This window comes from Gemmatimonas sp., from assembly GCF_044345575.1.
Classification (GTDB): domain Bacteria; phylum Gemmatimonadota; class Gemmatimonadetes; order Gemmatimonadales; family Gemmatimonadaceae; genus Gemmatimonas.
The window spans coordinates 1-9,246 of sequence record NZ_JBIJAW010000119.1 but is presented as its reverse complement, the minus strand read 5'-3'; the positions used below and the strand labels follow the sequence as shown (position 1 = coordinate 9,246).

9 protein-coding genes are annotated in these 9,246 nt (G+C 67.9%); 6 read left to right on the top strand and 3 right to left on the bottom strand.

Features of this window, described 5'->3' with window-relative positions; translation table 11 throughout:
- Nucleotides 1-9: 9 nt before the first annotated feature.
- The 5 genes from ACIQ6O_RS08830 (at nt 10) to ACIQ6O_RS08810 (ending at nt 5,328) form a co-directional block, all read left to right on the top strand.
- Entirely contained in the window at nt 10-1,173 is a 1,164-nt protein-coding gene (locus tag ACIQ6O_RS08830) for a cystathionine gamma-lyase (protein WP_396207413.1), read from the top strand.
- Between the two features lie 64 nt (nt 1,174-1,237).
- Nucleotides 1,238-2,860, top strand: coding sequence for an amidase (locus tag ACIQ6O_RS08825; RefSeq protein ID WP_396207412.1), 1,623 nt, complete (start codon nt 1,238-1,240; stop codon nt 2,858-2,860).
- Nucleotides 2,857-3,222, top strand: coding sequence for a hypothetical protein (locus ACIQ6O_RS08820; RefSeq protein ID WP_396207411.1), 366 nt, complete (start codon nt 2,857-2,859; stop codon nt 3,220-3,222). The genes ACIQ6O_RS08825 and ACIQ6O_RS08820 overlap by 4 nt, the downstream gene beginning before the upstream one ends.
- A 52-nt stretch (nt 3,223-3,274) precedes the next feature.
- Nucleotides 3,275-4,447 (top strand): dipeptidase, encoded by a 1,173-nt coding sequence (locus tag ACIQ6O_RS08815; protein WP_396207410.1) that lies wholly within the window; start codon nt 3,275-3,277, stop codon nt 4,445-4,447.
- Nucleotides 4,448-4,920: 473 nt separating this feature from the next.
- Nucleotides 4,921-5,328 carry a VOC family protein gene (locus ACIQ6O_RS08810; protein ID WP_396207408.1) on the top strand — a complete coding sequence of 136 codons (408 nt, stop codon included), beginning with the start codon at nt 4,921-4,923 and terminating at the stop codon, nt 5,326-5,328.
- Between the two features lie 46 nt (nt 5,329-5,374).
- On the opposite strand, the gene ACIQ6O_RS08805 is transcribed toward ACIQ6O_RS08810, so the two are convergent.
- From ACIQ6O_RS08805 to ACIQ6O_RS08795, 3 genes are read right to left on the bottom strand one after another with little or no spacing between them, the layout of a single operon-like run.
- Nucleotides 5,375-6,817: a sodium:solute symporter gene (locus tag ACIQ6O_RS08805; protein WP_396207407.1), complete on the bottom strand. Its 1,443-nt coding sequence runs from the start codon at nt 6,815-6,817 to the stop codon at nt 5,375-5,377.
- Nucleotides 6,818-6,833: 16 nt separating this feature from the next.
- Nucleotides 6,834-7,010, bottom strand: a complete 177-nt coding sequence (locus ACIQ6O_RS08800; protein WP_396207406.1) for a DUF3311 domain-containing protein — start codon at nt 7,008-7,010, stop codon at nt 6,834-6,836.
- A 43-nt stretch (nt 7,011-7,053) separates the two neighbouring features.
- The gene (locus tag ACIQ6O_RS08795; RefSeq protein WP_396207405.1) at nt 7,054-8,292 is read right to left on the bottom strand and encodes an amidohydrolase; all 1,239 of its coding nucleotides are present in this window, start codon (nt 8,290-8,292) and stop codon (nt 7,054-7,056) included.
- Between the two features lie 85 nt (nt 8,293-8,377).
- On the opposite strand from ACIQ6O_RS08795, the gene ACIQ6O_RS08790 reads away from it, so the two are divergent.
- Nucleotides 8,378-9,043: a hypothetical protein gene (locus tag ACIQ6O_RS08790; RefSeq protein ID WP_396207404.1), complete on the top strand. Its 666-nt coding sequence runs from the start codon at nt 8,378-8,380 to the stop codon at nt 9,041-9,043.
- Nucleotides 9,044-9,246 lie beyond the last annotated feature (203 nt).

Genomic DNA, 9,246 nt, shown 5'->3' with positions numbered 1-9,246 from the left:
AGCGCGCGCATGAGCCCTCACGACGAGTCGGCGCACGGCGGTCCGTGGCACGGCGCCACGCAGGTGGTGCGCGCGGGGCTCCCGCCCAAGGCGGCGGGCACGCCCTATCTGCCGGGGCCGGTATTCGCGGCGCCGTATCACGCGCCCGGTGATCCCTCGCTGTCGCCGTACACGTACGGTCGCTTCCACAATCCATCGTGGACGCACTACGAAGCGGCGCTGGCTGAACTCGAGGGGGGACCGTGCCTGCTGTTTCCGAGCGGCATGGCCGCGTCGGCGGCGGTGCTGGCCACGATGGTGCGCCCCGGCAGCACGCTCGTGATGCCGCAGGAGAGCTACTACACCACCCGGGTGATCGCGACGCAGCCATTCGACGGGGCGTGGTTCGCCGCGCAGGGGATCAACGTGGTGATGGCGCCCACGGCGGGCGATGGACTCATGCGCGCGCTCGACGAGCACGCTGCGCACGGCGTGTCGCTGCTGTGGCTCGAGACGCCCACCAATCCCGGGCTCGATGTGTGTGACATCGCCGCGCTCGCGGCCAAGGCGCACGCAATCGGGGCGCTGGTGGCGGTGGACAACACCACGGCGACGCCATTGCTGCAGAAGCCGCTCGCCCTCGGCGCGGACCTCTGCGTGGTGTCCGACACGAAGGCGATGACCGGTCACGCCGACCTCGTGCTGGGGCACGTGGCGGTGCGTGACGCGAAGCATGCTGAAACGCTGCGGCTCTGGCGCACCCGCATGGGGGTGATTCCCGGTCCGATGGAAGCGTGGCTGGCGCACCGCTCGCTCGGTACGCTGCACGTGCGGCTCATGCAGCAGTGCCGCAGCGCACTGGCCGTGGCGGAGTTTCTCCGGGACTGCGAGGCCGTGCGTAACGTGCGTTATCCAGGGCTGCCCACCGATCCCTCGCATGCGATCGCCTCGCGGCAGATGGCGGCGTACGGGTGCGTCGTGAGCTTCGAGCTCGAATCGGCGAAGGCGGTGGAGCGATTCTTCGCGCAGTCGCAGCTGGTGTACGAGGCCACGAGCTTCGGCGGCCTGCACACGAGCGCCGAGCGGCGCGCGCGATGGGGGGGCGACGTGGTGTCGGAAGGGTTCGTACGCATGAGCGTGGGGCTCGAAGACGTGCACGACCTACTCGCCGATCTCGCCGTGGCGCTTTCCTGATCAGCGTCGCGGCGTTCGTTTCGTTCGCTGCGCCTCCCTTCACCGCATTACCTCACGGGATCTCATGGATCGTCGGGACTTTCTGAATGCCGCCGGTACGGTGGCGGCGGGCGTGGCGCTCACGCCGGGTGTGACGCTGGCGGCGCCGGATGTGCCGGTCGCCCTGGCGAGCGAGACGGATCAGGCGCGCGCCTTCGCATTCGAAGAAGCCACGGTGGCGGAGCTCACGGCGCGCATGCAGGCGGGTACGCTCACGTCGCGCGCGCTGACGGCGGCGTATCTCGCGCGCATCGCGGCGGTCGATGCGGCCGGTCCCTCGCTCAAGTCGGTGATCGAGGTGAATCCCGACGCGCTCACGATTGCTGCCGAACGTGATGCGGAGCGGCGCGCGGGGAAGATCCGCGGGCCGCTGCACGGTATTCCGGTGCTCGTGAAGGACAATCTCGATACGGCTGACAAGATGCAGACCACGGCGGGTTCGCTCGCGCTGGTGGGCAAGCCGGCGCCTCGTGATGCCACGGTTGTGGCGAAGCTGCGCGAGGCGGGCGCCGTGCTGCTGGGCAAGACGAATCTCAGTGAGTGGGCCAACTTCCGCAGTACACGCTCGGTGAGTGGATGGAGCGGGCGCGGGGGGCAGACGCGTCATCCGTACGTCCTCGATCGCAATCCGTGCGGCTCGAGCAGCGGCACCGGCACGGCGATCAGCGCGAATCTCGCGACCGTGGGTATCGGCACGGAAACGGATGGGTCGATCATTTGCCCCAGCAGCATCTGCGGTCTCGTGGGGCTCAAGCCCACGGTGGGGTTGGTGAGTCGGGCGGGCATCATTCCCATTTCGGCGACACAGGATACGGCGGGGCCGATGACGCGCACCGTGGCCGATGCGGCCGTGGTGCTGCAGGTCATTCGCGGCCGCGATGCGCGTGATGCGGCCACGGCCGTCGCGGCGAGTCAGACGGCCGACTATCTCACGGCGCTGCGTGCCGATGCGCTGGCGGGAGCGCGCATCGGGGTGTCGCGCAACATGGCGGGCTTTCATCCGGCGGTGGATGCCGCCTTCGACAAGGCGCTCGACGTGCTGCGTGGTGCCGGCGCGACGGTGATCGACCCGTGCAACGTGCCCACGGTCGGGAAGTACGACGCCGACGAACTCACGGTGCTGCTGTACGAGTTCAAGGACGGACTCAATGCGTATCTCGCGTCGCGCGGCGATACGGTGGCGCATCGTACGCTCGACGAACTCATCGCCTACAACACGGCGCACGCTTCGGCGGAAATGCCGTGGTTCGCGCAGGAGCTCTTCGAACAGGCGAATGCGAAGGGCGCCCTCACGGACGCGGAGTACACGCAGGCGCTCGCGCGGTGCCGCGCGTTGTCGCGTGACGACGGGCTGGACGCGCTGTTCCGCGAGCACCGGCTCGATGCGGTGGTGGCGCCGTCGAACGGGCCAAGCTGGGTGACCGACTGGCTGAACGGTGACAAGTACAGCGGTGGCAATTCCAGTGTGGCGGCGGTGGCGGGGTATCCGTCACTCACCGTGCCCATGGCCTTCGTGAGCGGCTTGCCGCTGGGTCTCTCGTTCATCGGTACGGCGTACAGCGAGGCGCGCCTACTCGGATTGGGCTACGCGTTCGAACAGAAGACCAAGGCGCGCAAGGCGCCGACGTTCCGCCGGACGCTCGCGTGAGCCCCGCGCCGACCGGTATTCCCGAGAATGGCCGTCCGCCGGCCGCCGCGCTTGGCAGTGTCGCGCTGGCCGTGGTGGTGGGCCTCGGCGCCTGGTACTGGTTCGGGCGCGCGGCCGACGCCGGTGTGAAGCGGCTCGAGCGGCTGGACAGCATGAAGGCGTACTGTATGCCGTTCTACGCGCGGGCGCTCGATCGCAACGACACCATTCGCGTAGATCGCGCGCCGCTCCCCGATACGATCGATGCCGGCTCCAAGGATGCCTTCGATCGTTGTGGTGACTTCCGCGGGCCGAGTGTGCCCAATGAGTTGCCGAACGCGCGCGAGCTGAACGGTCAGGAGATGCCGCGCGGGTTGCGGTAAACCGCGAGGCGCGGAGTAGGGGAGGCGCCGGGACACACCTTTCGACTACGTCATGAAGAAGTTTGCGGTGGGATTCGTGGTGCTGCTCGTTGCAGCGCTCGTGTCGTTCTTCACCATCGTGCCGGTGGTGGTGGACGCGCGCATGAACACGGTGGTGAGCACGTCGATTCCGGCGGTATCGCCGCAGGCGTCGGCGCTGCATCGCACGCTCTTCGTGGCCGACCTGCACGCCGATGAACTGCTGTGGGGGCGCGACCTGCTGCAGCGGGTGGATCGCGGGCATGTGGATCTGCCGCGTCTGCAGGAGGGGAAGGTGGCGCTGCAGGTATTCAGCGTGGTGACCAAGACGCCGCGCGACATGAACTACGACAAGAACACCGGCGAGACCGACAACATCGCGCTGCTGGCGCTCGCGCAGCGCTGGCCGGGGGAGACGCGCACGAGTCTGCGCGCCCGCGCCACGTATCAGGCCGAGCGGTTGCAGGACGCGATTCTTCGGGCCGGGGGTGCGATCACGCTCATGACCTCACGCGACACGCTCATGGCGTTCGCGCAGCGTCGGGGTGGCGACCCTATGCAGGTGGGCGCGCTGCTCGCCATCGAGGGGTTGCACGCGCTCGACGGCCGGCTCGAGAACGTGGACGTGCTGTTTGCGCACGGCTATCGCATGATGGGACTCACGCACTTCTTCGATAACGAGGTGGCGGGGAGTGCGCACGGCGTCTCGCACGGCGGGCTCACGCCCCTCGGTCGTCAGGTCGTGCAGCGCATGGAGCAGCTCGGCATCATCGTGGACCTGGCGCACTCGTCGACGCAGACGGTGCAGGAGGTGCTGGCGATGGCGACGCGTCCGGTGGTGGTGTCGCACACCGGTGTTGCGGCGGTGTGTCCGGGGCCGCGCAACCTCACCGATGAGCAGCTGCGCGCCATTGCGGCCAACGGTGGGCTCATCGGCATCGGCTATTGGGACGGCGCGGTGTGCGCGCCCACCATCGAGAACATCGTGAAGGCCATCCTGCACGCGGTGCAGGTGATGGGTGTGCAGCACGTCGGGCTGGGTTCCGACTTCGATGGCACCACGAAGACGCCGTGGGACACGCGCGGGGTGATCGTGATCACCGACGCGTTGCTCAAGGCGGGCATGAGCGCCGACGACGTATCGCGCGTGATGGGAGGAAACACGCTCGAGTTTCTGCTGCGCACGTTGCCGGAGGAGCGGAGGTAGGGCGTAGGTACCGGCGTTGCGGGTGTTGCTGCGTTACTACGCGCGATCGACAACGCGTTGGCACACACGCGTTGGAACCGACGCGTTGGAAAAAACGCGTTGGCGCGAACGCTGAGGGGCGCGGGCAACCACGCTTGCAACTACGCTCGCAGCACCGAACTGTCAGATGGTGCTGACACACCTGGGTGACAACAGACCGTGACACCTCGCCATTTCGCGTCCGCGAAGGCCGAAGGCCGAGCCGGACGCCACGTTGTTGCCCGCGTGGTCGACTGCGCCCCATGCGTTTGTGCCAACGCGTTTTTTCCAACGCGTTTGTGCCAATGCGTTTGTGCCAACGCGTAGGCGATCGCGCGTAGTCGCGCAGTTAAAACGCAGTTAAGACGCAGTTAAGACGCAGCAGCAAACGCCGTTACCCACGCTGACAAAAACGCCGGCTGCAACATTTCTCCCTTCGCGGGTGTTGTTGCCGCATGTCACAGTTCGTTTCCATTGTGCCCGTGCTGCGCGTGGCGGATCTGCCGCGCAGTGTTGCCTGGTATCGCGAGAATCTTGGTTTCACGGCCGACACCGATGACGTCGACGCGTCGCGCGAGAGCTGCGTGATCCGGCGCGATGCCACGGAGCTGATGCTGCGCCGCGCGCCGTCGCCGGTGGCGCGTGCGCGGGATTCCTATCTGTGGGATGTGTACATCCGCCTCGCGGGGGAGGCGCTGACCGCGCTGCTGGATCACGCGCGTCGCCGTACGCCGCTGGTGCGCGGCCCTGAGCTCATGCCGTCGGGCGCCGTGGAGTTCGAGCTCGAGGATCCCGACGGTTACCGCGTGTGTGTCGCCGAGGTGTTGTCCGATACGCGGGGATTCCCGCGCGCGGTGGGCTGAGGAGCGGCGCGAGACGACGCGTCATCGTTCCCCCCTGGTTCGACGATCAGCGGCGGGTCGGCAGCAGGAGTGTGAGGGCCCACGTGACGAGCACGTTCGCCGCCAGTGCGAGCAGGCCGATGTTCACGTCGGTCACGCTCGCGGGCAACGCAGGAAACAGCGACGCGGTGGTGATGCCCGCGAGTGATGTCCACATCACGAGGCCCTCGCCCACCACAACACCGGCGAAGGCGGCCACGGCGTTGGCACGATGCGGCCACCAGAGGGTCACGAGCACCGACGGGAAGAGCTGCGTGACGATCGCGTAGGCGAACAGCAGCAGCGTTACCAGTGTCTGCTCTCCGCGGAACACGAACCACAACGCGATGATGGCCAGCAACGGGACGAGCAGTCGCGCGATCTGCACTTCCCGTTTGGCACTCGCCTCGTGATACCGGGTGATGAGTCGCGCGAGAATCGTCGCGGTGGTCATCAGGATGAGTGATCCGGGGACCAGCGCGGTGAGCATGCCGGCGGCGCCCACCAGCCCCACGACCCATGGTCCATAGGTCTGTCGCGTGACGCGCAGCAGCGCGAGATCGATATCGGCGCCCTGCAGTCCGGGTACGGCCGTGATGGCCGCGAAGCCGATGAAGAACACGAACAGCAGCACCACCTGGTACAGCGGCATGATCACGGCGTTGCGCCGGAAGGAATCGGCGCTGCGCGCGGTGAACAGTGAGCCGAACGTGTGCGGCCACATGTAAAACCCGCACACGGTGAGCACGATGGTGCTGGTGAACCACACGCCAGACATGCCCTGGGCCGGCAGCACGAAGAAGGCGGGGCGCTGGGCCACGAGTGTGTCGAACATCGGCCCGATGCCCCCGTGCACGGTCGTCGGGAGCGCCAGTCCCAGCCCCACGGCGGCCGCGAGCACGAGCGCATCCTTGAGCGCAGCCGTGAACGCCGAGCCGCGTACGCCGGACATCACGACGTACACGGTCGTCGCGATCGTCCCGATCCAGATGGCGGTCTGGTTACTGACGACGCCATAGGACGACTCGGAGACGAGGATGCCCAGTCCCTTGAGCTGCAGCACGAGATACGGGAGCAGCGCGACGCACCCCACGAGGGCCACGACGGCGCCGAACCATTCGCTGTCGAAGGCCTTGGCGAAGTACTCGGGTTGCGAAATCACGCGCCAATCGCTGGCCCGCTGCCAGATGGGGGGCAGCAACCAGTAGCCAGCTGCGAACGCCACGGCGGCGTAGGCGAGGATGTAGTACGCGGGCGCACCGCGGCCGTAGGCCCAGCCGCTTCCGCCGAGGAAGGTGAAGGTGGTGTAGATCTCCCCCGCGAGCAGCACGAAGACGAGGACCGAGCCGAAGCCGCGACCGGCGACACTCCACTGCTCGAGCGACTGCGCGCCACGCGACCGTAGTGCCAGGAAGAACGCGGCCACCAGCGTGCCGCCCATGAGCCCCAGCGCCACCGTCGCGTTACTCATGCGCGCTCACGAATCCTCATGCGCGGGGGAGCGCATGACGGCGGTCGAGCGTGTGAATGATCCACATCACGAGCGAGGTGAGCAACACGCCGGCGACGATCCATGCCAGCAGGAACGGCAGCCCGAATACGCGCGGCTCGATACGATTGGCCATCCACGGTGCGCCGAGGATGGCGAGCATCGGAACGAGCACGAGGAGCCGATACGGGCGGGAAATCACAGGGCAGGTGGTCGCGTCAGCCGACGGAGAGCAGCTCGAGTGTTGCCGCCGTGAGATAGCGCAGGCCGATCGACAGCGATCGTTCGTCGATCTGAAAGCGTGGATGATGGTGCGGATGCACGATCCCCGTCTCGGCGTTGCCGGCCCCCACGAAGGCGAAGACACCGGGGGAGCGCTGCTGGTAGGCCGAGAAGTCCTCGCCGCCCATGGTGGGGCGCAGGGCGATGAGGGTGTCCGGTGCGAACGTGCGCGTCACGACGTCACGCAGGCGCTCGGTGAGCGCGGGGTCATTCACGACGGGGCGATAGCCGTGTTCGTACGTGAAGTCCGCCGTGGCCCCGAACGCCTCGGCGATCCCGCGGATGACCCGCTCCATCTGCGCCGGCACGCTCGTGCGCAGCGACGGCTCGAAGGTCCGCACGGTGCCCGCGAAGTAGGCGCTGTTGGGGATCACATTGAACGTGGTGCCGGCGATGAACTGCGTGACGCTGAGGACGATCGGATCGAGCGGGTCGACCGTACGTGTCACCACCTGCTGCAGGGCCGTGATGATCTGCGCGCCGATCGCGATGGGATCCACGCACTCGTGCGGGATGGCGGCGTGGCCGCCCTTGCCCACGATGGTGCACTGGAACTGATCGGGGGCCGCCATGGCCGGACCAGCGAGAATGCCGATGCGGCCCACCGGCATGGGGGCCCAGAGATGCAGGCCGATCACCTGCGATACGCCATCCATGACACCGTGCTGCACCAGCTCTTCCGCCCCACCGGGGGCCATCTCCTCGGCGTGCTGGAAGATGAAGCGCACGGTGCCAGGCACTTCGGCCGCGCACGGAGCGAGCAGCGAGGCGAGGCCCAGCACGATGGCGGTGTGCCCGTCGTGGCCGCAGGCGTGCATGGCCCCCTCGCGGGTGCTGCGATAGTCGACGTCGTTCTCTTCCACGATGGGAAGGGCGTCGATATCGGCGCGCACGGCGATGGTGGGGCCCGGTCGGCCGCCGCGGAGTTCGGCCACGACGCTGGTGGCGGTGGGGCGCGTGATCGCGAGCCCGGGGAGCGCGGCGAGGGTGTCGTAGACGAACTGCGACGTGGCCACCTCCTGGAACGCCACTTCCGGGTGCCGGTGCAGGTGCCGGCGCCACGCGATCACCTGCGGGGCGATGGCATCAACAGCGGCCAGTAGCTGCGCTGCCGAGAATCCGGTGGCCAGTGGTGCGGGGGGGACGAGGTCGGGGAGGCCCAGGGTGCTGGTCATGCCGTTCGTCGAGGGGCAGAGGGGGCCCGACACTGGCCACCCGGTGGGGTGTAACCGACGGCGGGTCGATCGCGTAGGTTGGAGTATGCCTCTGATCCAGCCCTCCGCGCCACCCGCACCGCCGGGGATGCCCGCCACGCCGCAGCCCACGACGGTCGACGTGGGGACGCCCTCGCCGATCACCGTCGCACAGCCGAAGACGCGTGCCGAAGTGCAGGCGCTGAAGGCCAAGCGCTCCGAACTGTCGAATCAGCTCGAAAGCGCGACCGATCGTCGTGCGGACGTGGCCGAAGAACTGAGCAAGGCGTCCCCGGTGGCGCGTCCGGGGCTCGAGGCACGTCTCAAGACGCTCGACACGCGCATCGTGCAGCTGGAGCAGGAGATCGCCGCGAACGGGCGGGCGCTGGCGAATGCCCCGCTCGAGCTGGTGCCGTCGGAAGCGGCGCCGACGCCGGAACCGCGCTATGGTCCGTTCTCATCGGACCAGCTCACCGGTATCACCATCGTGGGTACGCTGTTCGTGCTGGCCCCGCTGGCGTTCGCGGCGGCGCGTGCGATGCTCATTCGCGCCCGACAGCCCAAGTTGTCGCCGGAGATGATCGAAGCCACCCGCCGCATGGAGCGCATGGAGCAGGCGATCGATACCGTCGCCGTGGAAGTGGAGCGCATCAGCGAAGGGCAGCGCTTCGTGACGCAATTGATGGCGAAGAGCCAGCAGGAGCGCCTGGGCGTTCCAAAGGCCGAGGGCTGATCGGGGAAACGAAATCGGGGGCGCCGCACAGCGGTCGCCCCCGAATCGTTCTACCGAATTCCTCCCGTCTGCCGTCTGTAGTGCCTGCCGTCTGCCGTCTGCGGTTCAACGAGCATCAGGCACACACCACCGTCACACCGGAAACAGCATCTCGCGATAGCGCGGCAGCGGCCACTGGTCGTCGGCGATCGCGAGTTCCAGTG

Excerpts from the sequence above, each read along its gene's own strand:
- ACIQ6O_RS08795 (WP_396207405.1), bottom strand. The coding sequence starts at position 8,292 with ATGACCAGCACCCTGGGCCTCCCCGACCTCGTCCCCCCCGCACCACTG.
- ACIQ6O_RS08825 (WP_396207412.1), top strand. The coding sequence starts at position 1,238 with ATGGATCGTCGGGACTTTCTGAATGCCGCCGGTACGGTGGCGGCGGGC.
- ACIQ6O_RS08830 (WP_396207413.1), top strand. The coding sequence starts at position 10 with ATGAGCCCTCACGACGAGTCGGCGCACGGCGGTCCGTGGCACGGCGCC.
- ACIQ6O_RS08805 (WP_396207407.1), bottom strand. The coding sequence starts at position 6,817 with ATGAGTAACGCGACGGTGGCGCTGGGGCTCATGGGCGGCACGCTGGTG.
- ACIQ6O_RS08815 (WP_396207410.1), top strand. The coding sequence starts at position 3,275 with ATGAAGAAGTTTGCGGTGGGATTCGTGGTGCTGCTCGTTGCAGCGCTC.
- ACIQ6O_RS08810 (WP_396207408.1), top strand. The coding sequence starts at position 4,921 with ATGTCACAGTTCGTTTCCATTGTGCCCGTGCTGCGCGTGGCGGATCTG.
- ACIQ6O_RS08790 (WP_396207404.1), top strand. The coding sequence starts at position 8,378 with ATGCCTCTGATCCAGCCCTCCGCGCCACCCGCACCGCCGGGGATGCCC.